Genomic DNA, 23,587 nt, shown 5'->3' with positions numbered 1-23,587 from the left:
ACCCTCGGGTAGAGTCGGCGGCGATGACTCGCGTTGTGGACCGAACCCAAGAGCTGGCCGCGTTCCTGCGGACCCGCCGCGAATGCCTCGACCCGGCCGAGTTCGGCCTTCCCGCGCGCCGTCAGGCCCGGCGGACGCCCGGCTTGCGCCGCGAAGAGGTCGCCGAACTGGCCGGCGTGAGCATCGACTACATCGTGCGGCTGGAACAGGCGCGCGGGCTGCGTCCGTCGGCGGAGGTCGTGGAGGCGCTGGCCGGAGCGTTGCGGCTGAGCCCCGGCGAGCGCGCTTACCTCTACGGTTTGGCTCAGCAGCAGCCGCGTTCAGCGGACAAACCCGCTGCCGTCGCGGCGGAACCGCTGGCGCAGCTGATCGCCGATCTTTCCCCGCTCCCGGCGATGCTGCTGAACCATCGCTACGACATCCTCGCCTGGAATCGCGAAATGACGCGCCTGCTGGTGGATTTCGAGACACTGCCGCCGTCGCAGCGCAACGCGATGTGGCTGTGCCTGCGTCATCCGGAACTGCGAAAGTTCTACACCGACCGGGAAACCGTGGTACGGCAAGGAATCGCGCACCTGCGGGCGGCCTGGGCGACGCATCCGGACGACGCGGAGTTGAGCGACCTGATCGCGGAGTTCCTTGCCCAGGACGAGGAATTCGCCCGGTGGTGGGCGGAGCGGGACGTCGCGATCAACGGCCGGGGGCTCAAAGTGCTGCGGCATCCCGAAGCCGGAGAGCTCACGGTGCGGTTCGAAGTGCTTGCCCCGCTGGAGAATCCGGACCAGCGCGTGCTGATCTACCGGGCGGCGGACGACGACAGCCGTTCTGTGCTGCGCCAATTGTTCGCCGGCTGAACTTTCAGGATTGCCGAGACGGGGTCAGCGGGGGATTTCCCCGTTGCCGTGCTCGATAAGCCGCCGCCTTCATTTTGTTTCCGCAGGTAGCCATCGCGCACCATTCCCGCCGTGACCCGCGCGAATGGTCCAGGTAAACCTGCGTGCACTCCGGCCGCCCGCATTCCTTCAGCAGATCCGCGTCCGGCCCGCCCAGGATCGTCACCGCGGCCCGGGCCACGGTCGACAACGCCTGCGGTGCCGTCGCCCGGACCTGCCGTCCGTTCCGGCTCAGTTGCGGGACCGCGTCCGGCTGTGCGGCCGCCTCGTTGACCAGCGTCAACGCCTCCGGGTCGTACTCGTGGCCGACGAGCCGGGCGGCGACCAGCGCGTAGATCGCCTCCCGGACGGCGATCGCCCCGGCCAGGTCCGCGGCGGTGCTCGCCGGGTCGGCGCCGGTGACCCCCGACTCGCGGAACCAGGCGTCCAGGCTGCACGGCGACCCGAGCATCTCGGCCGGCTCGTCGTTGCGGCGGGCCCGCAGCGTGCCGACGAAGTCCAGTGCCGGGTTCCCGCAGGGGAAGGCGTGCTCCATGCGCACCAGTCTGACAGGTGACGAATCAGGACGCAAGGAAGTATAACCAGTCTAGGAGGTTATGAGTAGCGGGTCACAGAAATGCGTAACCGTCTTGACCGGTGACGAATGTGCGTGCGAAGGTTCTCCCGTCGCCGAGACCGGAGGACAGCGCCCCGGTCGCCTACCGAAAGGCCACGTCCGATGGACCCGATCACCCAGGCGTTCCGCGAAATTCTCGGCGCGCTGGCGGCGCTCACCGGCACCGTCCTCAGCGGCTTCTGAAAACCCCTTCTGAAAACCCTTGGAAAGGAAAGTCATGTCTGAAACCACTTACACCGCCGCCGTCACCACCACCGGCGAAGGCCGCAACGGCGGACGCGCGGTTTCGTCCGACGGCGCGCTCGACCTGAAATTCGCGATCCCGAAGGAGTTGGGAGGCAACGGCGGCGCGACGAACCCGGAGCAGTTGCTCGCGGCTGGCTGGTCGTCGTGTTTCATGGGCGCGGTGCGGATTGCCGCCGCGCAGCGGAAGGTGAAGCTGGCGGACCTGGCGGTCGTCGCGGATGTGACGCTGCATCACGACGAGGCGAACTTCTGGCTCAGCGCGGCTTTGCACCTGGAGTTGACGGGGGTGGATCAGGAGACCGCCGACGCGCTGGCCGCGGCTGCGCACCAGACGTGCCCGTACTCGAAGGCCCTCGGCGGGAGCATCGAGGTCACGGTGGACGCGACGGTGGCCTGATCAGGCCGAATGGCCGGGGGCGCGGAGTGGTGCCCTCGACCTGGTGATTCCGGGACCGGACCCGGTGGGGCGCGGCCGGTCCCGACTCGCTGGGGCAGCTCGCGCGCGATTTCGGCGGGCCGCTGCGGTCGCGGGTTCGGCGAGCGATTCGGCGGTGCTCTCGAGGCCGTCTGATGGGGGAGCAGGTCAGGCCCGGGCTGCCGGGGCCTGCTGGGCCAGCTCGCGCGCCACTTCCGCCGCCACCTCGACCGCCCGCGCCGCGAGCGGAGACTGGTCGCCCCGGCCGGGCGGCCAGTGCAGGTAGATCGCGCGCGCCGGAGCGGGATCGAGTTCGTGCACCCGCAGATCCGGCCATCCCTCCGGTCCGTGGATCGCGCCGCAGTCGCGGCAGACGACCTGGTGGATCGCCAGCCACGGCAGCACGGCGAGTCCCATTCCGGCACGCACCATCGACACCATCGTTTCGCTGCCCGCGGACCGGAACACGATGCGCGGCCGGGCGCCGGCGTCGGCCAGGGACTGTTCCAATCTGGGCTGGTCGCAGGTCGCGGGCCAGGCCACCATCGCCTTGCCGTCCAGCTTTCGTGCGGACACCGGGCCGGACGGCAAGGCCCCGGGCGGCGCGACCACCAGGTACGGGTCTTCCATCAGCAGGACGTGTTCCGTGTCCTCGCTGATGAGCCCGTCGTGGAACAGCAGGTCGAGTTCGCCGAGCCGAGGCTCGTCCGGTTCCGAGAGCCGGATTTCGCAGCTGGGACGCTCTTCCCGGAGCAGGCGCAGCACGGTCGGCAGGATCGCGTGGGAGACGCTTTGCAGGGTGCCGACGTCGATCCTGCCCTCACCGGCCTTGAACCGGTCGACCGCCCGACCCAGTGTGTCGGCTTTCGCCAATACTTCCCGGCCGTGTTCGAGGACGACGGCGCCCAGGGGAGTGATCCGCACCGGACGCGGACCTCCCGGACGGTCGAACACCGCGCCGCCGACAGCGCGTTCCAGGGCCGCGATGTGCTGGCTCACGCTCGACTGCGTGTAGCCCAGCCGGTTCGCCGCAGCCGAGAACGTTCCCTCCTCGGCGATCGCGAGCATCGTCGTCAGCTGGCGCAGGTCCAGGTCGGCCATGGTCTCAATGTATCGCGAACCACGATGGATATGATCGTAAACAATCGCTTTTCTTAATCTCTTGGCGCTCTTAGCGTCGAAGCTATGACAGTCACCGCGATTACCGCCGAGAGAACTAGGCTGCCGTCCCTCGCGTGGGCGCTCGGCGCGTGCCATCTCGTCGCGAGGGGCGGCTTGTTCGTGCAGCCGATGCTGGTGCTGTACCTGACGCAGGAACACCGGATGACCCCGACGGCGGCGGGTGCCGCGTTGGCCGCCTTGGGATCCGCCGGGGCGACGCCGCGGGTACGGTCTGCTCCTCTGGTTGAACTCCGTCGCGATGCTGGCCGCGGCGTTGATCGTGGCCGCGGTACCGGAGACGCGTTCCATCGGGAGTCGCCGGAGGCGCGCGTTGCTGCCGGTGTTGCTTGCCGATCGTCTGATGATCACCATGACGCAGAGCATTGCCGGTTATGCCATTGCGGTCCTCATTCTCAGTCTCGGGCAGATCGGGTTGGCGGTCCAGTTCGGCGCGACGTTCGCCGTCCTCGCGCCGCCGTGGCTTTCGCCGCCGGGATTCTGCTCTCCCTTGCCCAGTAGGCCGTCGCTGGACGTCTTCGTGAGCGACAGCACGATGAGTTAACCGAGAAGGGAACACTCCGATGACCACCATGACCGACACCGAATGGCGCGCCTTCCTCGCTGAGGGAACCAGGCTTGCCCACCTCGCCCTCACCCGCGCCGACGGACGGCCCCACGTCACTCCGGTCTGCTTCGTCCTCGACGGCGACGAACTCGCTTTCGCCTTGTCGCCGGGGAGCGTCAAAGGCAAAAGCCTCGCGCGGGACGGGCGTGTCTCGGTCTGTGTCGGCGACGAGCGGCAGCCCTACAGTTTTGTTGCCATCGAAGGACAAACGCGGATCTCCGCCGATCCGGACCAGATCAAGCGCGTCGCGGTGGGGATCGCTGAACGGTACTACCCCGATCAGTCCGCAGCGGACCTTGCGGACTCGTTCGTCCACAGTGGATTTACTGCGGTTCGGATCAGCATCGCGAACGTCATCGCTCGATCTGGTCTCGGCTGAGTCTCACCGCGGCCGTGCCCCCGCCCGATCGAGTGCGGCCAGCACTGTGGAGCGGGCGGCGGCGATTTCGCCCGCGGTCAGCGTCGCGGATCGCGGGCGGAGGGTGACCCGCAGGGTGAGCGACCGGTGGTCCGCCGGAATCCGGGAACCTCGGTACTCGCCGACGTAGGCCACCCGCTGCACCAGGTCGTGGGCCTGGGCCGCGGTGTCGGCGACCAGCGACCACGGCACGGTGTCGGCGGCGAGGACGGACAGGTCGAAGTCCGACTCCGGCAGATCGCCGACCGGCGTGTAGCGGTTCTCTCGCGACGGGTGCGTGCGCAGCGCGTCGAGGTCCAGTTCGACGCACGCGACCGCGCCCCGGTCGATCCCCGCCGTCCGGAGCACGGACGGCCGGACCAGCGCCAGCGCGCCGCCCGGGTGGATTGCCAGTCGTGCTGACGGGTCTGTCCAGGTCAGGTCGGGTGCGCCGGACAGATCCAGTGCGGTGAGATGGCAGTGTCGGCGGATCAGCTCGACTAAACCCTTGGCTCGGCGGAACAAGTCGACTCCGTCCGGTCCGGCGAGCAGGATTCCGGCGGAGGTCCGCTCCGTCGCGGGGAAGACGGTGCCGACTTCGAAGATGCTGAACTCGTCGTGATAGCGCAGATTGGCGGCTGCGGCTTCGAGGAGGTTCGGGATCAGCGACGGGCGCAGCCGGGCGCGGTCCGGGGCCGGCGGGTGGTCGATCGTCAACTCGGCATTGAGACCGCATGCGGTGAGCAGGTGGTCGGCGGACCATGGGTACGTCAGCACTTCCGTCGCACCGCCGCGCGCGGCCAGGACCTCCCGGACTTGGCGGCTCAACGGGAGCCGGGAGCGCGGGGTTAGCTCCACGACTGGTCGTCGCGCGGGTAGTGCGTCGTAGCCGTGGATGCGGGCCAGCTCCTCGACGATGTCCACGGGCAGCGAGAGGTCGCCGGTGGAGCGCCACGACGGGGCGACGACCCGCAGCTGGTCCCCGGTGATCTCGGCGGTGCAGCCGAGGGCGCGGAGGACGCGGAGGATTTCGTCCGGGGGCAGCCGGATGCCGATCCGGCGTTCGATCTCGGCCAGGCTTGCCTCGATTTCGGCACGTCGGGTGGCGGCGAGGACGACGTCTTCCTCGCCGAGCGCCACGGCTGACGGGTCGGTTTCGGTCAGGAGATGGAGGAACAGGTCGGCGGCCTGGTCGACGCGCTGCGTGTCCAGGCCTTTCTCTTGCCGCACCGAAGCTTCGGTCCGGGCACTGCGGCGGGCTCGGCTCGGGACCAGCGTCGGGATTTCCAGCACGATCGAGTCGCCGGAACTGCGGACGTCGCTGGGCTGGCCGACGGAGTACATCACGTAGGCACTCAGGTCGGCGCACAGGTTCTGGCTCGGTGCGCCGATTCGCCGGAGCCGGTCGCGGATCAACGGCGGAGCCGGCACGGAACTGTCTCCTGTGCACTGGACCGCCAGAATCCGCCGGTGCCAGGCAGGATCGACCGAGCTGACGATTCCGGTGGTGCTCGGCGGCCGGGCGACGCGGGGGAGCGGAGCCAGCGGTAGTCCATAGAGGACGGATAGTTCCCGCGCGATTCCGTAGTGTCCCCACAGGTCGGGGCGGTTGGTGAGCGATTTGTTGTCGATCTCGAACACGACGTCGCCGTCGACGAGGTCGTAACCCTCGACTTCGACCGTCTTCAAGGTCACATCGTGTGCGAGCTGGTCCGGCGAACAGTCGGGCAGCGGCACGTAGTCGGTCAGCCAGTCCCGGGAGATCTTCACGACGGGGGCCTTTCACGAGAATTGGGAGAGGAAGCGGAGGTCGGCGCTGTGCATCAGCCGGACGTCGTCGATGCCGTACCGCATCATCGCCAGCCGGTCCAGGCCGACGTTCAGGTAGCAGCCGGACCATCGCGCCGGGTCGAGTCCGGCGGCACGCAGGACGTGCGGGTGCGGGCTGCCGCCGGGCATGAGTTCGAGCCAGCCGGTCCGTCCGCAGGTGCGGCAGCCGCGTCCGGTGCACACGCGGCAGGCCATGTCGATCTCGAAACCTGGCTCTACGAAAGGGAAGTATCCGGCTCGCATCCGCGTCCGCACCGGCTCGCCGAACACCGTGCCGAGAATGGCGTCGACGAGGAACCGAGCGGTGGCGAGCGGGACGGCCTCGTCCACCACCAGCACCTCGTACTGGAAGAACGCCCGTTCGTGCCGGGCGTCGGTGCTTTCGTTGCGGTAAACCCGGCCTGGGTAAGCGATCCGGATCGGCGGTTCGTGCGTGCTCAGGTACCGGACGCTCGCGCCGGTCAGGTGCGGGCGCAGGCAGCGGCCGTCGGCCAGCCAGTAGGTGTCCATGCTTTCGCGCGCCGGGTGGTCGGGCGGGAAGTTCAGCCGGTCGAATTCCACTTCGACGGAACTGATTTCCGGGCCTTCGACGATCTCGAAGTTGAGTGCGCGGAAGGCGTCGTCGAGGTCGTATCTCAGCTGGGTGACCGGATGCAGTCCGGCGGTCAGCGGGGGGAGGCCGGGGACGGTGGGGTCGAGCGGGTGCTCCAGTGCTGGTTCGACGGTTCGCCGCTCATCGAGTGCGGAGGTAATGCGTTGATGGGCCGCGGAAAGCGCGAGTCCGAGTTGTTTGCGGGAGGCCGGGTCGTAGCGGCCGAGTTCGCGGCGTACGGCGGCGAGCGGGCTGGATTTGCCGAGCGCGGAACGGCGCAGAGCGGCGACTGCTGCCGGAGTGCTGGCCTGGGCGAGATCGGCTAGCGCGGCCTCGGTCAGCTCGGTGATCCGGTGCAGCGCCGAGGCTGGGTCAAGGGTGTCCACGGGAAGGGGTTCCTCACTTCGGAGCGTGAAGTTCTGGACTTCACCCCCGGGCAGTGAGGGGAGACGCGGACGTCAGCGGGCGGAACCCGGCGCGCACGCGCAGCCCCCGGGCACTCCCCGGGGGCGAAGAAATCGCTGCGTACGCATGGAGTCATCATGACACGTCCCACGCTGGGCGAGCAAACCCCTTTGCGCGGTACGTGAGGGGAACCCTGAGGGAATCAGAGTCCGTGAGGGTTCCCCTCACGTACCGTGGGTCAGTGTCCGACGGCGGCCCGGACGGATTCCTTGAGCGAGCCGAGCGTCGCGATCACCGCGGTGGGTTCGTAGCCGCAGTGGGCCATGCAGTTGGCGCAGCGCGGGTCCTTGCCTCGGCCGAAGTTCTCCCATTCGGTGGTTTCGATGAGTTCCCGGTACGTCTTCGCGTAGCCGTCGTCCAGCAGGTAGCACGGGCGCTGCCAGCCGAGCAGGGAATACGACGGGATGCCCCACGGCGTGCATTCCAGGTCGCGTTTGCCCTCGAGGAAATCGAGGAACACCGGCGAATGGTTGAGCCGCCAGCGTTTCCGGTTGCCGCCGCCGAAGGCCTTGGCGAACAGTTCCCGGGTCTGCTGCACGCCGAGCCAGTGGTCCTGGTCCGGGGCCTTTTCGTACGCGTACCCCGGCGAGATCTGCATGTTGTCGACGCCGAGGTCGTTGAGGTAGTCGAGCACGTCGATGACGTCCTGCGGGGTGTCCCCGGTGAAGAACGTCGTGTTCGTCATCACCCGGAAGCCCTTTTCCTTGGCGAGCTTGATCGCGTCGACCGCCGCCTGGAAACCGCCTTCCTTGCGCACCGACGCGTCGTGCCGTTCTTCGAGGCCGTCGATGTGCACCATCCACGCGAAATTGCGGTGCGGCTTGAACTTGTGGATGTGCTTGGGCAGCAGAAGCGCGTTGGTGCACAGGAAAATGATCTTGCCGCGGTCGAGCAGCTGCCGGGTGATCTCGTCGATCTGCGGGTGCATCAGCGGTTCGCCGCCCGCGATCGACACCATCGGCGCGCCGCTTTCCTCGATCGCCCCGACCGCCTGCTCCACCGGCATCCGCTGTTTCAGCAGGGTGTGCGGCTGCGCGATCTTGCCGCAGCCGCCGCATTTGAGATTGCACGCGAAGAGCGGTTCCAGCTCGACCAGGAGCGGGAATTTCTCCTTGCGCAGCAGCTTCTGCTTCATCAGATAACCGCCCAGCCGAAGAGACTGGCGCAACGGCATGGCCATCGCTCAGAGCACCTCCCGAGGTAGGGTGAACGTCATTTCTTCCTCCGTCAGCGTGTTTTCCGCGACGCTGACCGGTCCCAATCCGCGCAGGGCTTCGACCGCTTCGGTCACGAGATGCGGCGGTGCCGACGCACCCGCGGTGAGCCCGATCCGCCCGGCGCCGGCGAGTTGGCGCAGGTCGATGTCGCCGCATCCGTCCACCAGCACCGCCGGGGTTCCCTCGCGTTCGGAGACTTCCACCAGCCGGCGCGAGTTGGACGAATTCCCGGAACCGACCACCAGCACCAGGTCTACTTCGTGCGCGATCGCGCGCAGGGCCTGCTGCCGGTTGGTGGTGGCGTAGCAGATGTCGTCCTTGCGCGGCGCGGAAAGGCCGGGGAATCGTTCGCGCAGCACGGACGCGATCTCCTCGGCCTCGTCGAGCGCCAGGGTGGTTTGCATGGTGTAGGCGGTCCGGGACGGGTCGCGCGCGGTGGCCGTCCGAGCTGCTGCGACATCGCCGACGACCACGACGTTGTCCGGCGCTTCTCCGACGGTGCCTTCGACTTCCTCGTGCTCGGCGTGTCCAATGAGGAATACCGTCTCGCCGCGACCGGTGTAACGACGGACTTCGTTGTGCACCTTGGTGACCAACGGGCATGTCGCGTCCACAACAGACAGTCCACGATCGACTGCGGCACGCCGAACCGCCGGGGAAACCCCGTGGGCGGCGAACACGAGCGTCGAGCCTTCCGGAACTTCCTCCACCTCGTCGACGAACACCGCGCCGCGCCCCTGCAGCCGATGCACCACATGGGTGTTGTGCACGATCTGACGGCGCACGTACACCGGCGCACCGTGCTTCTCCAGCGCCCGCTCGACGATCTCGATCGCCCGCTCCACCCCGGCACAGAACGATCGCGGGCTGGCCAGGACGACCGTTCGCGGACCCACTGCCTCGGTCCACGCGGTGAGCGCGGGAGCGGCTCGACGCAAACTCCGCAACCCGGCGAGTCCATTGGAGACCGTGGAAGGGTGAAACAGCGGCGCACCGGCAGTGTCCACAATGGCCCGGACCGCCGCGAACGGTTCGCCGCTGGTAGCAAGCCACGCGGACTCCATATCGACAGCCAGCGCGCCGCTAGCCGCTAACGAAGCCCGTTCCCGCTCCCGCACCACATGAGAGCTGTCAACGACCGGTCCGAGATGGACAGTGAGCCCAAGCCGCCGCAATGCACCCGCCAGCAACGGTGCGGACGGCACCGGCACCACGCCCGAAGGACCGCGCACTTCGGTGGCGACCACAACGTCCCCCGGCCGTACCTCCGGGGTGAGCCCGCCGCCGACCCCCGCCACGATTCGCGGCCCAGACGGGAGCCGGGCCGCAGCGGCAGCGGCCCGGCGAGGCCCGAGTCCAGTGTGGACCGTCCGCAGACCGCGCAACGCGACCTGCTCGATCCGCAACGGGGTGCAGACGATCGGTGTCATGACCCGCCCCGGACATACCGGCCGAGTGCGGACAGCGGGAACACCACGCGGTACAGGTGATACGACAGGTAGAAGTCGCCAGGGAACCCGGTTCCGGTGTGCTTGTCCTCGTCCCAGCCGCCGTCCGGACGCTGCCGCTCGCACAGCCATTCGACGCCCCGAGTGACCACTTCGGACTCCCGCTCGCCAGCGGCGAGCAGCGCCAGCAAAGCCCACGCGGTCTGCGACGGCGTCGAATCACCGCGTCCGGCCCACGCCCGATCGTCGTACGACCGTAGGTCCTCGCCCCATCCGCCGTCGGCGTTCTGGTGCTCCGCCAGCCACTTCACCGCACGCCGGATCCGCGGCGAAGTCCCGGGAATTCCGACGGCCACCAACGCGGGCACCACCGCACCGGTTCCGTACACGTAATTCGCGCCCCAGCGGCCGAACCACGAGCCGTCGTCCTCCTGGTTGTCCAGCAGCCACCGCACCCCGCGTCGGCATTCGCGCGTGTCGGATTTCCCTTCCGCCGCCAGCATTTCCACCACATGCGCGGTCACGTCGGCGGACGGTGGATCGATGACCGCGCCGAAATCGCAGAACGGCAGGCGAGTCGCCAGCACCTGTGTGTTGTCCGCGTCGAACGCGCCCCACCCGCCGTCGCTCGACTGCATTCCCTCCAGCCAAGCCACGCTCCGGTCGACCGCCTCCCGGATCCGCAGGTGATCCGGTTTGCCCATCCGCCGCAGCGCGAGCACCACCTCGGCGGTGTCGTCGGTGTCCGGATAGCCGTCGTTGGCGAACTCGAATGCGAACCCGCCCGGCCGCAGCGAAGGCCGCCGCACCGCCCAGTCGCCGGACACCCGGATTTCCTCACCGAGCATCCAATCGGCCGCGCGGACCAGGGATTCGTCGCCAGGGGAGACACCCGCGTCGAGCAACGCGGTCATCGCCAACGCGGTGTCCCACACCGGCGACTGGCACGCTTCGAGCCGCCGCACCCAGCCCTGATCGGTCTTCTCGCGGATGGTGAACCCGTCCAGCCCGGCGATCCCGGCCTTGAGCGCGGGATGGTCGAGCGGGTAGCCGAGCAGGTGCAGCGCGAGGATCGAGTACACCCACGGCGGCTGGATCCCGCCCCACGAACCGTCGGCCTCCTGCCTCGCCAGTATCCATTCCGCCGCTTGGTTGAGAGCGAGCTTGCGCACCGGGTTGAGCGGCAGCTTCGCGTACGCGTGCAGCGCGGTGTCGAGGTTCTGGAACACGCCGTCCCACGTCCACGGTGCGCGCGTCTTGGGCGGTCGCTTCCCGGTGCGCAGCTCGGAAACCTCGAAGGGCAGCTTCCGCACCGGGCGCAGCGTGCCGACGATGGTCAGCGGCACGACGGTCTGCCGGGCCCAGCAGGCGAAGTCGTAGACGTTGAGCGGGAACCACGACGGCAGGAAGATCAGCTCCGGCGGCAGGCTCGGCAGCTCGTCCCAGGACCATTGGCCGACCATCGCGAGCCAGATCCGGGTGAACACCCGCGTGGCCTCGATCCCGCCGTGGTCGCGGATGTAGTCCGCGGCCGACGCCAGCCACGGCGCGTCCGCCGGGTCGCCGGCCAGCCGAAGCGCGACCCACGCCTCGACCGTCGTGGACAGGTCGGCCGGGCCGTCCGGGAAGTTCGCCCAGGTGCCGTCGGCGCGCTGCTGCGAGCGGATCCAGCGGGCGGACTCCTCGGCGATCTGCGGGGTGAGAATGCCGAGGAAATGCCGGAGCAGCAGGTCCTCGGCGTCCATCGTGACGTTGGTGGCGAGTTCGCCCTTCCACCATCCGGCGCGGTCCTGCTCGCGGCGCAGGAACTCGACCGCTGAAGCGACCGTGCCGGCGGCGGTGCGCGCGGCGGGCGCGGAGGTGGAGGTCCGGGGGACGGTCCGGGTCATCACGCTTCCCTTCCGGCGATGAAGCGGGCGATCGAGACGAGGTCGGCGCGCGGGCCGGACGGGATGGCGGCCAGCGCCCGCTCGGCGGTGGCGACGTGCCGTGCCGCCTCGGCGGTGGCCCAGTGGCGGCCGCCCGCGTCGTCCACCAGGGCGGCGATCCGCGCGAGGTCGGTGTCGTCGTCCCCGGCCAGCCACTCCGCCAACCGGCGGCCCGCCGCGCCGCCGTGCGTGGTCGCGTAGGTGATCGGCAGCGACTTCTTGCGCGCCCGCAGGTCGGAGTACACCGATTTCCCGGTGACCGCCGGGTCGCCCCAGATCCCGAGCACGTCGTCGACGAGCTGGAACGCCAGTCCGATCTCCTCGCCGAACACCGACAGCGCGTCGACCACCTCGGCGGGCGCACCGGCCAGCACCGCCCCGATCGCGGCGCTGGCGGACAGCAGCGCGCCGGTTTTCCCCGCGGCCATCGTCACGCACTCGGCGAGCGCGACGTCGTCCCGCTGCTCGAACGCGACGTCCAGGAACTGGCCGTGGATGAGCCGTCGCGTCGTCTCGGTGAGCAACCGACCGGCGGGCACGGCATGCGGGGAACCGCTGTCCAGCACCACTTCCTGGGCGAGCGCGAGCATCGCGTCCCCGGTCAGGATCGCGCTCGCCGCGCCCCACAGCGCCCACACCGTCGGCCGGTGGCGGCGCTCGGTGTCGCCGTCCATCAGATCGTCGTGGACGAGCGAGAAGTTGTGCACCAGCTCCACCGCGACCGCTCCGGGCACGCCGACCTCCACCGGCGCGCCCGCGGCCCGCGCGGACACCACGGCGAGCGCCGAGCGCACGGCCTTGCCCCCGTTGCCTTGCACCGGCACGCCGTTCGGGTCGGTCCAGCCGAGGTGGTAGGCGCTGATCGCGCGGCTGGTGTCGTCCAGCCGGTCGACGGCGGCGCGCAACGCGGGCTGCACGACGTCGCGGGCGCTGCCGAGCACCGGCGGCACCGCTGATGTTGTCCTCTCGGTGGAAAATACCTCGGTCGTCATGCTCCGACTCCCTCCCTCTTGCCGTTGTGCTGAAGAAGGGCGGCGGCCGCAGCCGCACCACTGCGCGCGGCGCCCTCCATCGTCGCGGGCCATCCGGTCGCGGTCCACGCACCCGCCAGGTACAGCCCGGGCAAGGCGGTGCGCGCGGGCGGGCGCAACGAGGCGGTGCCGGGACCGGGCCGGAACGTCGCGTGCCGCTCGCGGGTGACGAAAAAGTCGAGTACCCGCGCGCCGCGCGCCTCGGGCAGCAGTGTCAGCAGTTCGGGCAGAAGTTGCTCGCGCAGTTTCGCAGTGGGCAGGTCGATCTGCGCGTCCGCGGCGGACAACGACATCGCGAGGTACTGCCCGGAGTCCAAACCGGACTGTCGCGTTCGGTCGAACACCCACTGCACCGGCGTGCGCACGCCCGCGACGAACGGTTCGTCGAGCACCTTCCGGTCGAGCACCACGTGCACGTTCACGATCGGCGAGCTGCCGAGCCCGCCGGACCAGCCCGGCGGCAGCCCGATCGCCCCGGCGGGCGCGAGCTGTTCGGTCACCGGCGGAGGAGCGGCCAGGATGACCTGGCTGAACGTTTCCTCGCCGCGGTCGGTGCTCACCTGCCAGCCTTCGCTGATCGCGCGCACCTTCGTGCCGACCCGGACGTCCGCCCCGGCCTCGAGCAACCGTTCGCGTGCCGGGTCGCCGTGCAGTTCCCGCAACGGGACCAGCGACCATCCGATGTCGGCGGCGGCCGGATCGGTGAGAAGACCTTCCTGAAACACTGTCGCGGCGAGACTGAGCGACGCGTCGTCGGCGGTCGCGTTCAGCGTTGCCACGCCGACCAAATCCCACAACGCTTCGATCGCCGCCGCGCTTTGACCGTGCCGCCGCAGCCATTCTCCGAAGGACTGGCGATCCGTGCGATCCGCCTTCGGGTCCACCCGCCGCAACGCGAGCGCGGCGAGCGCGAACCGGGCCCGGTCGAGCGGACGGAGCGGGTCGTAGCGCAGCAACGAGGTGGCCAGGTGCAGGGGAGCGGGCAGGTCGTCGCGTCGCAGCCAGGTCGGCTCGGTCGCGCCCGGCAGGCGGATCGGGATCTCCAGCCTCGGTTGCAGCGTCACCCGATCGGCGACGCCGAGCCGGTCGAGCAGCGCGCGATAAGCCGTGCAGCAGCGGAGGAACACGTGCTGTCCATTGTCGACTCGCAGCTCGCCGCGAGCGAACGAATGCGTGAGCCCGCCCAGGTACGGCCGCGCTTCGAACAGCGTCACCGGCCGTCCGGCGTCGGCGCAGGCGAGCGCGGCGGCGATGCCCGCGAGCCCGCCGCCGACCACCGCGACCGGCGCGGTCATCGGCCGATCCCGGTCAGCGCCCGGAACGCCACCACCGCCTTTTCCCGGCCGGACAACGAAAGCCGCCGGTCGAACACGCGCGCGGGCTGCTCGTCGATCCGGTCCAGCAGGGTCCGGTAGATGCCGGACATCGCGGTGCAGCACGCGGCGCTGCGACCGTCCAAAGAGGGCACCAGGCGAAGACCCCGGGAATACCAGTCGCGGGCCCGCGCGGCGCTGTCGTGGATCAGCGCGGCGAGCCCGCCTTCGGGGTCGGCCAGCTTCCCGTCCGGGCCGACGGACAGCTCGACGCCGAACCGGTCGAGGTCCTCTTTGGGCAGATACACCCGTCCGTTGAGCAGGTCCTCGCGGATGTCGCGGAGGATATTGGTCTGCTGCAAGGCAATCCCCAGCTCGTCGGCGTACACCGGCGCGTTCGGCTCCGGACGGCTGCCGAACACGCCGAGGCACAGCCGCCCGACCGAACCCGCCACGCACCGGCAGTACTCGACCAGTTCCTCGAACCGCACGTACTCGCGCCCGGTCACGTCCATTTCGACGCCGTCGAGCAATTCCTCGAACGCGCCCAGCGGAATCGGGTACCGGCGCGCCGCGTCGGCGACCGCGACGTACACCGGATCGGTGGTCGCGGACAGGTCGCCGAGCGATTTCCGCACCCCGGCGAGCCCCTGCAGCTTCGCCTCGGCGGACGCCGCGGTGTCGTCGCCGATGTCGTCGATGATCCGGGCCAGCGCGTACACCGCGCACAGCGCCGCGCGTTTGTCCGGCGGCAGCAACCGGATTCCGTAGTAGAAGTTGCGTGCCTGTTCTTTCGTGACCGCCGCGCAGTGCGCGTAGGCCTCGTCCACTGTCGTCATCCGGACCGCCTCCTCGTGCCGACTTGCAGCCACCCCAGCCAACTCAGCAGTCCGGTCCGGCTCGGCCGGACCGGTGCGGACAGCACGTCGCCGCCGCTCGCGTGCAGCGCGTCGACCGTCGCGAGCCCGCCGGCGAGGAAGCCGCTCACCGCGAACCGCCCCCAGCCGGACAGGCGCCCCAGCAAATCCGCGCCGCCGCCCAGCAGGGCGGCGGCGCGGCCGGTTTCCCACCGCATCAGCGCTTTCATCTCCGGCGACGCGTGCGCGGCGCCCAATTCCTCCTCGGCGACGCCGAACTCGGCGAGATCCTCCCCCGGCAGGTAGACCCTCCCGTTGCGGTAGTCCTCGCCGACGTCCTGCCAGTGCTCCACCAGTTGCAGCCCGGTGCAGATCCGGTCGGACAGCATCCGTGCGGCCGGATCGTCCACTCCGAGCAGGTCGAGCACGATGCGCCCGACCGGGTCGGCGGAAAGCTGGCAGTACGCCAGCAAGTCCGCGAACACCGGATAACGGTGCACCTCCTGGTCCTGGATGTTCGCCTGGACCAGCCGCTGGAACGGTTCCTCGGCCAGCCGTCCCGCCCGGATCGCCGGGAGAAGTCCACGGACAGCGGGATCTTCCGGTTCCCCGTCGCCGAACGCCGCGGACAGTTCCGCCGAGAAAACTTTGAGCTGCGCGACCCGGTCGCCCTCGGCCTCGTCGCCCAGATCGTCCACAGTGCGCGCGACGGAATAGACCGCGACGAGGTCGGCGCGCAGCTTTTCCGGCAGCACCCGAAGGGCCACCGGGAAGTTTTCCGCGCGCCGTTTCGCTCGCAGGCCAGACGTATCCGGAGCGTGACGGACTGCCGACGTCGATCTCATCCCCGCCAGTGTCGCGCCCCCGGTCGGGCGGCTTCTGCCGCCGGAAGACGAATTTCGCTGGCTTCGACTTGGCACGAGAGGCCAAAGTGGGGACAGGATGTCCCGAAGCGACCCGAGGACCGCTGCCTGCGACGGAAGGACTCCCGGACACATGGGACCAGATCAGGTGACCCGGCTTGACGAACTGGAGACGGTGGTGACCCGCCGGCTGCCCGCCATGCTCAACGAGGTCCGCGACCAGCTCGCGGACGAGCACCCCGACTACGCGGAGTTCCTGACCGAAGAACTGGCCGACCTCGTCGCCGCCAGCGCGGGATTCGTCCGGCGGCTGATCGACATGGCGGCCGAGCCCGACGAGCGGCTGCCGGAACTGGGGTCCGGCGTCGAGCAGACGGTGTTCGAGGAAATCGGGCGCGCGCAATACCAGCAGGGCAGGCGCGTCACGAGTCTGCTGTCCGCCTATCGGGTGGGCGCGCGCGTGGCGTGGCGGCACGTTTCGGAAGCCGCGCTCGATCTCGACGTGCCCGCCGAACTGTTCGCCTCGCTCGCCACCACCGTGTTCGCTCTGGTGGACCAGCTTTCGGAATCCTCGCTGCGCGGGTATCTGCAGGAACAATCAGACGCCGTGCGCGCGCGGGAACGGCTGCGCGACGAACTGACCGCGCTGCTGTTGTCGGACCGTGCGGACAAGGCCGCGGTGCGCGCCGCCGCACTGCGCGCGGAGTGGCGGTTGCCGAAGCACGCCGCGGTCGTGCTGGTGGAGGACGACAACGAACTCGGCCGGGAATTGGTGTTCCGCCTGGAAGACAGCTGCCTGCGGCTGCGTCGCCCTGGAGCGGTCGTGGCGATCGTGCCGGACCCCGGCGGTCCGGGCAGGCGTGCGTGGCTGGCTCGCGCGCTGCGCGGCGGCGGCGCGGTGGTCGGCGCGACGGTGCCGCTCGACCGGCTCCCGGCCAGCCTGCGCATCGCCGAGGTGACCGCGCGACTGCGCCGCGACCACCTGCTCAGCGACGATCCGGTGTTCGCCGACGAGCATCTCGACGCGATCATCGTGCACCGCGACGACCGGCTGCTCGACGTGTTGCGAAGACAAGCCCTTGCCCCGCTTGACGAGCTGAACGAATCCGCGCGGGAACGCCTGTCCACCACGCTCACGTCGTGGTTGCTGCATCTGGGCGACCGCAAGGCGGTGGCGGAGGATCTGCACATCCACCCGCAGACGGTGTCCTACCGGCTCGGCCGCCTGCACGACCTGTTCGGGCCGTCGCTGGACGACCCGGCCGTGCGCGCGACGCTGGTGCTGGCGCTGGCCTGGGGGCCGCCTGGGGAGGTGGACGAAACCGGGTGAGTGGGGGAGATTCCCTGATGCGGTCGGGCTGGGGGCGTGCTTGGGTCTCGTGAGTGGCAATTCCGGTGAGAACCGGCTGTTGAGTTTCAGGACATCGCCGCTCACGAGGTACGCGGGGGAGGAGGTCTGCGTGGAACCGTCAGCTTTCGGCGCCGAAGCGTGCCGCGAGCGCGCGGTACAGGCCGGGCGCGGCGCCGCGCAGCGCGACGGGGACGCGCAGCCAGCGCGGCACGTAGTAGTCACCCGGATGCGCGGCGGCGCGCAGCACGGCGGCGGCCACGCGTTCGGCACTCACCGGCCGGGGCGTGCCGCGGGTGTACGGACGGCCGCGGCGTTCGAAGAATTCTGTGCGCACCACACCGGGAACTACGATTCCGACCGTTACTCCGGTGCCGTGCAACTCGAATCGGAGGCTGTCGGCGAAAGCGTCCACACCGGACTTCGCCGCGGCGTACACCGCTTCTCCGGCGACACCGGTGCGCCCGGCGATCGACGAGACGAAAACGATCTGCCCGCGGTTTCGCTCCAGCATCGCGGGCAGCAGCGCGCGGGTCAGGTCGAGCGGCGCGGTCAGGTTCACCGCGACCAGGTGCCGCAGCCGTTCCGCGGACAGCTCCGGCAGGGGACCGGCCCAGCCGAGGCCCGCGTTGTTGACGAGCAGATCCACCGATCCGGTGATCGCCAGCGCGCGTTCGGCGAGTTCCGCCGCGGCGCCGGGGCCCGCGAGGTCGGCGGCGAGCGCGGTGCCGCCGGTTTCCTTGGCGAGGGCGGCCAGCCGGTCCTCGTTCCGGCCGTGCAGCAGCACGTGGACGCCGGAGCGGGCGAGTTGCCGGGCAGTGGCGGCGCCGATGCCGGACGACGCGCCGGTGACGAGTGCGGTGCGGGCCATCAGGCGGCGGGCAGCGCGGCCGGCCGGTGGCCCATGCGCAGCGTGATGCCCGCCGAGCGCAGCGAACGCCGGAACCACCACAGCGAACCGGCGATGGCCAGCCCGATGAGCGAGTACGAGCCCGCGGTGCTCGCCATGAGGAAGCTGCCGACGGTTTCCCGCGCGAGCATCAGCAGCGTCACGCCGCCGTTCACCGCGAACACCAGCCCCCACAGCACGGACACGCGCTGGAAGAACCTTCGCATTCCGGGATGCCCGGACAGCGTTTCGGGGAATGCGCAGAAATCGCCCGCGAGCCGCGCGAGAATCGGTTTGTTGAACGGCGCGGAGACCAGGAACAGGCCGGCGACGAGGAAATTCTGTAGAGTCGGCTGCAGGAAGTACAGGAAAGCGCTGCCGGTGACCAGGCCCAGCACAGTGCGCGCGACCAGCAGAGCCGTGGTCAGCAGCAGCACGGCGGGGATCTTCTTGCGCAGCGCCAGCCGGGTGCCGATCACGGCGACCGACCAGCAGAGCGCGGCGATGACCCCGCTGTCGAAGCTCACCAGGGTCAGCAGGAGATAGAACAGGCCGGCCGGGACCAGCGTCGACTCGAGCAGGTGCCGGCCCCCGCCCACGACGAGGTTGCGGAACGAGGGGAGGTCGATCGTATGGGGGTGTCGCATGCGGGTTCTGCTGCCTCCGGTGCCAACCGGGCGACTCGGCCTCGGACAAGGCTCGAGCATAAGCACGGCGGATGGGGACGGTGTGAGGTGAAGAGTCCGTGACAGTTACGGGGATGTCGCTGGTCGTGGCTGTCCCCGCCGCCGTCGCCGGCGCGGCGTGCATGGGACTCGCGAGCGCAGCGCAGGCCAGGGCGACCAAAGAAGTGGAAACCGGCAAACCGCTCGACCTGACGCTCTTCAAGCGGCTCGTCGGACGCCCATTGTGGCTCATCGGGATCGCCGCGACCATCCTGGGTCTCGTCCTGCAGCTCGTCGCGCTCGCGTTCGGGCCGTTGCTGCTGGTCCAGCCGCTGCTCGTGACGTCGCTCATGTTCGCTGGGCTCGCGTCCGCGCGGCTGGAACGCCGCCGTCCGGACCGCACGATGAGTGTCGGCGGCTTGCTGTGCGTGGCCGGGCTGGCCGCGTTCCTCGTCGTCGCCCGGCCGAGCGGCAACAGCGAGACGCTCGTCAGCGGCGGCGACCTGCTGCCGCTCGGCATCGCGCTCGCCGTGCTGACGCTGGCCTCGCTTGTTGTTGCCGCGTCAGCGAATTCCGGATCTTGGCGGGTGCTCGGCCTGGCGGTCGCCACCGGCGTGCTGTACGGCCTCACCGCCGGGTTGATGAAGGTGGTCGCGGGCCAGTTCCGCGCCGGGATCGACGAGCCGTTCCGGCACTGGACGCTGTATCTGGTGTGCGTCGTGGGGCCGCTGGGATTCCTGTTGAGCCAGAACACGTTCCAGCAGGGCCGGTTCCTGACGCCGGCGCTCGCCGTCATCACCGCGCTGGATCCGCTGGTCGGCGTCGCGATCGGGCTGTCGTGGATGGGCGAATCGGCCGACGGGAGGCCGCTCGCGCTGTTCGGCGAGGCGCTCGCCGGGCTGGTGATCGTGGTCGGGATCGCGCTGCTGTCCACGCGCGCGTCGCATTTGTCGGCGGAATCGGAAATGCCGCCCGCCGAAGAGGAAACCGCGCCGGACGAGCCCGGCGAACAACCTGATTCGGATTCCGACGACGGGTACGGCCTCGCCGGGACCGCTTGCTAGCGAAGGGGGAAGCGCCGGTGCGCGTGCTGATCGTGTCCGCGAACATGGGGCAGGGGCACAACGCCACGGGACGCGCGCTCGAGGACGCGGTGCGCGAGCGCTGGCCGGACGCGACCGTTTCGTGGCTCAACGCCCTCGAACGGCTCGGCCCCGGTTTCGAAAGCCTTTTCCAGCGGATTTACGTCGCCAATGTGGAAAGCGTGCCCTGGCTTTACGAATTCTTTTACGGCGCGATCTGGCGCATTCCGTGGTTCGCCGCCGCGTCCCGCTGGTTCACTGCTTCGTGGTGCGGGGCGCGGCTCGCGAAACCGGTCGCCGAATTCGCGCCGGACCTCGTGCTTTCGACGTATCCGATGGGCACCGCGGGCCTGGCCTGGCTGCGCCGCAAGGGAAAACTCCCGGTGCCGCTCGGTGCGTGGGTTTCGGACTTCGCGCCGCATCCGTTCTGGGTTTACGGCGCGGCCGATCTCACCATGGTGATGCACGACGTCGCGGTCGCCCCCGCGCTGCGCTCGTCGCCGTCGGCGCACGTCGGGGTGTCCGCGCCGCCGGTGCGCGCGGTGTTCCGCCCCGGTGACCAGCCGGCGGCGCGCCAGGAGCTGGAGCTGCCGCCGGACGCGTTCGTCCCGCTGGTTTCGTGCGGGTCGCTGGGTTTCGGCGAAATCGAGACGACGGTGCGGGAATTGCTGGCCGCGGACCCGTCGGTCGTGCCGATCGCGATCTGCGGGCGCAACGACGCGGTGGCTGCCCGATTGCGGGCGCTGGACGAACCGCGGCTGCGCGTCGTCGGGTGGACGGACCAGCCGGAGCTGTACACACTGGCGGCGGACGTCGTGGTGACCAATGCGGGCGGCGCGACTTCGTTGGAGGCGCTGGCCTGCGGGCGGCCGGTGCTGATGCATCACCCGATCGCCGCGCACGGCAAGGCCAACGCCCGGTTGATGGCCGCGGCGGGGCTCGCTCTAGTGTCCACAAAGGACGATGAGCTGGCGGAGACAGTACGGGGTCTCTTGGCTGAACCGGAACGCCTCAAGGAGATGGCGGAAGCTGTCGCCCGGCATTGCGAGACAGCCACCCCGTTGCGGGCGGCGCTGGAATCGCTGGCGTCCGCGCCGCTGAACCCGCCGACGCGACGGCTCCGGCCGGAGGACGCGCTGTTCGTGCACGTGGCCACTCCGGAGGTGCCGCAGCAAGTCGGTGCGGTGCTGCTGTTCGACCCGAAGCCGGACGGCACGCCGGTTACGCACGCGGACGCGGAGCATTTGCTGGCGGCGACCCCCGGCTTGCGGACGCGATTGCTGCCCGGCAGCGGATTGTGGCGGGCGCGCTGGCAGGAGGACCCGGGCCGGACGTCCTCGGATGTGCTGACGTCGGCGCGGGTCGGCCCGGACGCGCCGTTGGACGCGGCTTTGACGCGGGAGATGGACGCGTTCTTCTCGGAACCGGTGTCCCCGGAACGCCCGGTGCGGGCGCGGCTGGTGACGGGGATCGAGGGGGAGCAGGGGGCGTTGCTGATCGCGTTGCACCACGCGGCGAGCGACGGGATCGCGGTGATCAGCGCGCTGGTGGGGCAGGCTCGGGGGAAGGATCCGCTGGTTCCGGTGGCGGCGCCTCGGTCTCGGTCTCGGCGGAGGGGGTGGTGGAGCCGCCCCAATGTGGCATTGGGTGCATCTCACGCACCGAACGCCACATTGGGTGCATTCAACGCACCCAACGCCACATTGGGTGCGTTGAGTGAGCCAGCGGCGCGCAGTGCCTCCGTTGAAGGTGGTGGCGGGGGCATGGATGGCGCACCGAACGCCGCATTGGGTGCGTCTGGCGCACCGAATGCCACATTGGGGCGCAACAGGTCTCAACCCGGGCGGAGTGCGGTGCGGGCGCGGCTTGCCGGGCTGGCGGCACCGGTACGCGAGGTGCTCGCTCGGGTGACAGGCCCCGCGTGGCACGGACTTGATCGGCCAGCAGGATCGGCCGGGGGTTCCGGTGCCGCCAAGCCCGCGCACCCGAAACCCGGATCAAGCGGCAAAGCCCGCAGCCAAGCCGCCGATCTTGCCCGCGGCATCTGGGCCCTCGCCCGAGCCGGTGCCGCGCCCCGGGTCCGGTGGGACAAGCGGATCGACAGCCCCCGACGGCATTTCGCGCGCGCTCATCTCTCTGCTCCCGAGGTGCGGAAAGCCGCGCGGCGGGCAGCGGTCCCGACGACCAACCTCGTCCTCGCACTAGTAGCCGAGGCCTTGCACCGCGAGCTGGGCGGAACCGCGCCGGAGCAGCTTCGGGTGTTGATCCCGATGTCGGTCCGCGACACCGGGACTTTCCGTCAGCTCGGCAATCACACCGGTGCGGCGTCGATCGACTTGCCGACCGGGCCGATGTCCCTCTCCGAGCGCGTGCGGGCGACGGACCGGATGCTGTCCGACCAGGTCGGGCACGGCGCGCCCCGTGCGGGCAACGCGGTCGTGCGGGTCCTCGGGATTCTGCCGCCGGCGCTGCACCGCCGGGCGGCCAAGCTCGTCTATCGCGGCACGTGGTTCAGCGCCATCGCCTCGGTGCTTCCCGGCGCGCGGTCGCCGGTGGTGCTCAACGGCGCGCTTGTCCGCACGGTGTACCCGGTCTTGTCGCTCGCCCCGGGCGTTCCGGTCGCGGTCGGCATCATGACGTGGGCGGACCGGTTCACTGTCTGCATCACGGTGCCCGCCGGACAGGAGGAGCGCGGCGATCGGCTGGCGGCCGCGGTCGTCGAGGCGTTCGGCCGGTTGTAGTCACTGGGAGAAGTGCGTGCGCGGACGGGGGAGAAGTTCGCCGTCCACCTCGATGTCCACCATCTCGTTGTAGAACGCCACCAAACCAGCGATCGGCAGCACCGCGGCGGTCGGGTAGGCGTAGGTCCAGGCGAGGTGCTCGTGCAGGACGTCGCCGACGCGGACGGACCAGTAGCCGGACGTCTCGCCCTTGTACGGGCAGGCGGTGACCATGTCCGGCTCGGCGACGAGGTGCGTGAAATCGACTTCGGTGCGGTTGAAGTAATACCGCGTCGGGAGGCCGGTTTCGAACAGCAGCACCGGCGACGACGATTCCGCCAAAGTCACGCCGTCGAGCGCTACTCGGACGTGGCGGGTCGAGCGCAAAGCGTCCACTCGCGTATACGGGTTGCGCGGGTGGACGAAAACCTGTTCGTCTTCTTCGAACCAGGCGTCCAAAGCGTCCCAGGAGAACCGGACGTGTCCAGGCAGGACAGAGTCGTTTACCCAAGCGGCGGCAGGCTTTTCGACCTCGCCGACGCGGAGCGAGTGCCGCCGGGCCGGGCCGTCGGTCTGGTCCTCGGGGACGAGCGCGCCGGAGAGAACGTCGTCGAGCGGGAAGTAGAACTGCGGATAGTACGGCCATTCCCAGACGTATTTCGCCCGCGTGCTGTCCACAATGGTCTTCCCGGCGAGCACTCCGCGCACTCGCCGGGGGACCGGTTCCACCTGCCCGGTTTCGACTGCCGCCGCTGGATAGTCGGTCATGGTCAGCCGCGCTTCGGGAGTTTCCAGCCGGGGCGCGGGAAATGGCAGGTGTAGCCGTGCGGGTAGCGCTGGAGGTAGTCCTGGTGCTCCGGTTCGGCTTCCCAGAAGTCGCCCGCCGCGGTCACCTCGGTGACGACTTTGCCGGGCCAGAGGCCGGAGGCGTCGACGTCGGCGATGGTGTCTTCGGCGATCTGTTTTTGCTCGTCGGTGGTGTAGTA

22 protein-coding genes are annotated in these 23,587 nt (G+C 69.8%); 7 read left to right on the top strand and 15 right to left on the bottom strand.

Annotated elements, in window-relative coordinates; all coding sequences use genetic code 11:
* Positions 1 to 23: 23 nt before the first annotated feature.
* Positions 24 to 854, top strand: a complete 831-nt coding sequence (locus ABZX37_RS43435; RefSeq protein ID WP_354749934.1) for a helix-turn-helix transcriptional regulator — start codon at positions 24 to 26, stop codon at positions 852 to 854.
* A gap of 4 nt (positions 855 to 858) precedes the next feature.
* Here ABZX37_RS43435 and ABZX37_RS43430 read toward each other — a convergent pair whose 3' ends face one another.
* The gene (locus ABZX37_RS43430) at positions 859 to 1,428 is read right to left on the bottom strand and encodes an ABATE domain-containing protein (protein ID WP_354749932.1); all 570 of its coding nucleotides are present in this window, start codon (positions 1,426 to 1,428) and stop codon (positions 859 to 861) included.
* A gap of 298 nt (positions 1,429 to 1,726) precedes the next feature.
* Between ABZX37_RS43430 and ABZX37_RS43425 the strand changes: the two genes are divergently transcribed.
* Positions 1,727 to 2,152 (top strand): Ohr family peroxiredoxin, encoded by a 426-nt coding sequence (locus ABZX37_RS43425; RefSeq protein ID WP_354749930.1) that lies wholly within the window; start codon positions 1,727 to 1,729, stop codon positions 2,150 to 2,152.
* Between the two features lie 186 nt (positions 2,153 to 2,338).
* Here the strand turns inward: ABZX37_RS43425 and ABZX37_RS43420 are convergent, their stop codons facing one another.
* On the bottom strand, positions 2,339 to 3,271 hold the full coding sequence (locus ABZX37_RS43420; RefSeq protein WP_354749928.1) for a LysR family transcriptional regulator: 933 nt from the start codon (positions 3,269 to 3,271) through the stop codon (positions 2,339 to 2,341).
* 319 nt (positions 3,272 to 3,590) lie between these two features.
* On the opposite strand from ABZX37_RS43420, the gene ABZX37_RS43415 reads away from it, so the two are divergent.
* Both ABZX37_RS43415 and ABZX37_RS43410 read left to right on the top strand, forming a co-directional pair.
* Positions 3,591 to 3,893 (top strand): hypothetical protein, encoded by a 303-nt coding sequence (locus tag ABZX37_RS43415; RefSeq protein ID WP_354749926.1) that lies wholly within the window; start codon positions 3,591 to 3,593, stop codon positions 3,891 to 3,893.
* 19 nt (positions 3,894 to 3,912) lie between these two features.
* On the top strand, positions 3,913 to 4,335 hold the full coding sequence (locus ABZX37_RS43410; protein WP_354749924.1) for a PPOX class F420-dependent oxidoreductase: 423 nt from the start codon (positions 3,913 to 3,915) through the stop codon (positions 4,333 to 4,335).
* A 3-nt stretch (positions 4,336 to 4,338) separates the two neighbouring features.
* On the opposite strand, the gene ABZX37_RS43405 is transcribed toward ABZX37_RS43410, so the two are convergent.
* The 9 genes from ABZX37_RS43405 to hpnC form a co-directional block, all read right to left on the bottom strand.
* A complete protein-coding gene (locus ABZX37_RS43405; protein ID WP_354749922.1) occupies positions 4,339 to 6,123 on the bottom strand; it encodes a hypothetical protein in 1,785 nt (594 codons plus the stop codon).
* A gap of 12 nt (positions 6,124 to 6,135) precedes the next feature.
* Complete coding sequence (locus tag ABZX37_RS43400) at positions 6,136 to 7,161, bottom strand: phenylalanine--tRNA ligase subunit alpha (protein ID WP_354749920.1); 1,026 nt, start codon at positions 7,159 to 7,161, stop codon at positions 6,136 to 6,138.
* A gap of 257 nt (positions 7,162 to 7,418) precedes the next feature.
* Positions 7,419 to 8,420, bottom strand: coding sequence for an adenosyl-hopene transferase HpnH (gene hpnH / locus ABZX37_RS43395; protein WP_354749918.1), 1,002 nt, complete (start codon positions 8,418 to 8,420; stop codon positions 7,419 to 7,421).
* A 3-nt stretch (positions 8,421 to 8,423) separates the two neighbouring features.
* Entirely contained in the window at positions 8,424 to 9,887 is a 1,464-nt protein-coding gene (gene ispH / locus ABZX37_RS43390) for a 4-hydroxy-3-methylbut-2-enyl diphosphate reductase (RefSeq protein ID WP_354749916.1), read from the bottom strand.
* Entirely contained in the window at positions 9,884 to 11,794 is a 1,911-nt protein-coding gene (shc, locus tag ABZX37_RS43385; protein WP_354749914.1) for a squalene--hopene cyclase, read from the bottom strand. The genes ispH and shc overlap by 4 nt, the downstream gene beginning before the upstream one ends.
* Positions 11,794 to 12,825: a polyprenyl synthetase family protein gene (locus ABZX37_RS43380; RefSeq protein ID WP_354749912.1), complete on the bottom strand. Its 1,032-nt coding sequence runs from the start codon at positions 12,823 to 12,825 to the stop codon at positions 11,794 to 11,796. The genes shc and ABZX37_RS43380 overlap by 1 nt, the downstream gene beginning before the upstream one ends.
* Positions 12,822 to 14,159: a hydroxysqualene dehydroxylase HpnE gene (gene hpnE, locus ABZX37_RS43375; RefSeq protein WP_354749910.1), complete on the bottom strand. Its 1,338-nt coding sequence runs from the start codon at positions 14,157 to 14,159 to the stop codon at positions 12,822 to 12,824. The genes ABZX37_RS43380 and hpnE overlap by 4 nt, the downstream gene beginning before the upstream one ends.
* On the bottom strand, positions 14,156 to 15,016 hold the full coding sequence (hpnD, locus tag ABZX37_RS43370; RefSeq protein WP_354749908.1) for a presqualene diphosphate synthase HpnD: 861 nt from the start codon (positions 15,014 to 15,016) through the stop codon (positions 14,156 to 14,158). The genes hpnE and hpnD overlap by 4 nt, the downstream gene beginning before the upstream one ends.
* Positions 15,013 to 15,879, bottom strand: a complete 867-nt coding sequence (gene hpnC / locus ABZX37_RS43365) for a squalene synthase HpnC (RefSeq protein ID WP_354749906.1) — start codon at positions 15,877 to 15,879, stop codon at positions 15,013 to 15,015. Before hpnC ends, hpnD begins: the two co-directional genes overlap by 4 nt.
* A gap of 151 nt (positions 15,880 to 16,030) precedes the next feature.
* Here hpnC and ABZX37_RS43360 point away from each other — a divergent pair, with 151 nt between their 5' ends.
* Positions 16,031 to 17,227, top strand: coding sequence for a helix-turn-helix domain-containing protein (locus tag ABZX37_RS43360; protein WP_354749904.1), 1,197 nt, complete (start codon positions 16,031 to 16,033; stop codon positions 17,225 to 17,227).
* Between the two features lie 139 nt (positions 17,228 to 17,366).
* On the opposite strand, the gene ABZX37_RS43355 is transcribed toward ABZX37_RS43360, so the two are convergent.
* Together ABZX37_RS43355 and ABZX37_RS43350 are read right to left on the bottom strand one after the other, a co-directional pair.
* Positions 17,367 to 18,116 (bottom strand): SDR family NAD(P)-dependent oxidoreductase, encoded by a 750-nt coding sequence (locus ABZX37_RS43355; protein WP_354749902.1) that lies wholly within the window; start codon positions 18,114 to 18,116, stop codon positions 17,367 to 17,369.
* Positions 18,116 to 18,781 (bottom strand): VC0807 family protein, encoded by a 666-nt coding sequence (locus ABZX37_RS43350; RefSeq protein ID WP_354749900.1) that lies wholly within the window; start codon positions 18,779 to 18,781, stop codon positions 18,116 to 18,118. Before ABZX37_RS43350 ends, ABZX37_RS43355 begins: the two co-directional genes overlap by 1 nt.
* A 98-nt stretch (positions 18,782 to 18,879) precedes the next feature.
* Between ABZX37_RS43350 and ABZX37_RS43345 the strand changes: the two genes are divergently transcribed.
* Positions 18,880 to 19,863, top strand: coding sequence for a DMT family transporter (locus ABZX37_RS43345; RefSeq protein WP_354749899.1), 984 nt, complete (start codon positions 18,880 to 18,882; stop codon positions 19,861 to 19,863).
* A 17-nt stretch (positions 19,864 to 19,880) separates the two neighbouring features.
* Positions 19,881 to 22,622, top strand: a complete 2,742-nt coding sequence (locus ABZX37_RS43340) for a WS/DGAT domain-containing protein (RefSeq protein ID WP_354749897.1) — start codon at positions 19,881 to 19,883, stop codon at positions 22,620 to 22,622.
* On the opposite strand, the gene ABZX37_RS43335 is transcribed toward ABZX37_RS43340, so the two are convergent.
* Together ABZX37_RS43335 and ABZX37_RS43330 are read right to left on the bottom strand one after the other, a co-directional pair.
* Positions 22,623 to 23,369, bottom strand: coding sequence for a DUF427 domain-containing protein (locus ABZX37_RS43335; RefSeq protein WP_354749895.1), 747 nt, complete (start codon positions 23,367 to 23,369; stop codon positions 22,623 to 22,625).
* 2 nt (positions 23,370 to 23,371) lie between these two features.
* On the bottom strand, positions 23,372 to 23,587 hold a 216-nt coding region (locus ABZX37_RS43330; protein WP_354749893.1), incomplete at its 5' end, for a peptide-methionine (S)-S-oxide reductase.

The organism is Amycolatopsis sp. NPDC004079, assembly GCF_040610415.1.
Lineage (GTDB): Bacteria > Actinomycetota > Actinomycetes > Mycobacteriales > Pseudonocardiaceae > Amycolatopsis > Amycolatopsis halotolerans.
Note: the sequence above shows the minus strand (reverse complement) of the source record. Positions and strands in the feature narration are given on the sequence as shown.

What these genes read in the sequence shown, in the direction of transcription:
- hpnE (WP_354749910.1), bottom strand. Translation starts at nt 14,159, where the DNA reads ATGACCGCGCCGGTCGCGGTGGTCGGCGGCGGGCTCGCGGGCATCGCC.
- ABZX37_RS43435 (WP_354749934.1), top strand. Translation starts at nt 24, where the DNA reads ATGACTCGCGTTGTGGACCGAACCCAAGAGCTGGCCGCGTTCCTGCGG.
- ABZX37_RS43335 (WP_354749895.1), bottom strand. Translation starts at nt 23,369, where the DNA reads ATGACCGACTATCCAGCGGCGGCAGTCGAAACCGGGCAGGTGGAACCG.
- ABZX37_RS43430 (WP_354749932.1), bottom strand. Translation starts at nt 1,428, where the DNA reads ATGGAGCACGCCTTCCCCTGCGGGAACCCGGCACTGGACTTCGTCGGC.
- ABZX37_RS43425 (WP_354749930.1), top strand. Translation starts at nt 1,727, where the DNA reads ATGTCTGAAACCACTTACACCGCCGCCGTCACCACCACCGGCGAAGGC.
- ABZX37_RS43355 (WP_354749902.1), bottom strand. Translation starts at nt 18,116, where the DNA reads ATGGCCCGCACCGCACTCGTCACCGGCGCGTCGTCCGGCATCGGCGCC.
- ABZX37_RS43380 (WP_354749912.1), bottom strand. Translation starts at nt 12,825, where the DNA reads ATGACGACCGAGGTATTTTCCACCGAGAGGACAACATCAGCGGTGCCG.
- hpnC (WP_354749906.1), bottom strand. Translation starts at nt 15,879, where the DNA reads ATGAGATCGACGTCGGCAGTCCGTCACGCTCCGGATACGTCTGGCCTG.
- ispH (WP_354749916.1), bottom strand. Translation starts at nt 9,887, where the DNA reads ATGACACCGATCGTCTGCACCCCGTTGCGGATCGAGCAGGTCGCGTTG.
- ABZX37_RS43350 (WP_354749900.1), bottom strand. Translation starts at nt 18,781, where the DNA reads ATGCGACACCCCCATACGATCGACCTCCCCTCGTTCCGCAACCTCGTC.
- ABZX37_RS43420 (WP_354749928.1), bottom strand. Translation starts at nt 3,271, where the DNA reads ATGGCCGACCTGGACCTGCGCCAGCTGACGACGATGCTCGCGATCGCC.
- ABZX37_RS43410 (WP_354749924.1), top strand. Translation starts at nt 3,913, where the DNA reads ATGACCACCATGACCGACACCGAATGGCGCGCCTTCCTCGCTGAGGGA.
- ABZX37_RS43360 (WP_354749904.1), top strand. Translation starts at nt 16,031, where the DNA reads ATGGGACCAGATCAGGTGACCCGGCTTGACGAACTGGAGACGGTGGTG.
- ABZX37_RS43415 (WP_354749926.1), top strand. Translation starts at nt 3,591, where the DNA reads ATGCTGGCCGCGGCGTTGATCGTGGCCGCGGTACCGGAGACGCGTTCC.
- hpnD (WP_354749908.1), bottom strand. Translation starts at nt 15,016, where the DNA reads ATGACGACAGTGGACGAGGCCTACGCGCACTGCGCGGCGGTCACGAAA.
- hpnH (WP_354749918.1), bottom strand. Translation starts at nt 8,420, where the DNA reads ATGGCCATGCCGTTGCGCCAGTCTCTTCGGCTGGGCGGTTATCTGATG.
- shc (WP_354749914.1), bottom strand. Translation starts at nt 11,794, where the DNA reads ATGACCCGGACCGTCCCCCGGACCTCCACCTCCGCGCCCGCCGCGCGC.